Here is a 556-nt window from a genome sequence, read left to right on the forward strand (position 1 = left end):
CTCATCGCTCTGTTTTCCATTCATCGAATGGATTTGCCGGCTCAGAAATAGACTCAACAACCCATTTTCCCTCGTTATCGATGGCTAACACTCGCTCCGTAAGATTTAGGTCGATACTAATATCCGCGGTTTCATTATCTAAAATAACAGCTTCAAACTTAAAATCTTGATATCGCTTGGTTGGATTCGCTGAAATATCATGTTGATGCTTTACCAGCCAATCATTAACGACTGCAATCAAAACATTCTGATCACCTTTATAGCCCTCAATAATGATATTCGCCGTATATTCATATTCAAAACTTGGCGTTGTCGCTATTGTCGAAATAATGCGTCCATTCTCAACAAACATGTAGAGCTTTTCAGGGTTTTTGTTCAGAAATGGAATTTTGCTATCTAAGTAGTCCCGCAAGCTAGTTAACTTTTTCATGCTCACGTTCCTCGTCGAATTTCTCAATCGCCATAAGCTGCGTATTTGCTTGCTCTAAATCGGTAAGTAGCGGATCGACCCACAATGCCAAATCGCAATAGGTTAAAACCCGTCCGGTAGTGATGG

The 556-nt window shown here is 40.5% G+C and carries 1 protein-coding gene; it reads right to left on the reverse strand.

The annotated features are described in order from the left end of the window. Position 1: 1 nt before the first annotated feature. Positions 2-430, reverse strand: a complete 429-nt coding sequence (locus PROVRUST_RS20820; protein ID WP_006816486.1) for a phage tail protein — start codon at positions 428-430, stop codon at positions 2-4. Positions 431-556 lie beyond the last annotated feature (126 nt).

The sequence above is a fragment of the Providencia rustigianii DSM 4541 genome, from assembly GCF_000156395.1.
Classification (GTDB): Bacteria; Pseudomonadota; Gammaproteobacteria; order Enterobacterales; family Enterobacteriaceae; genus Providencia; species Providencia rustigianii.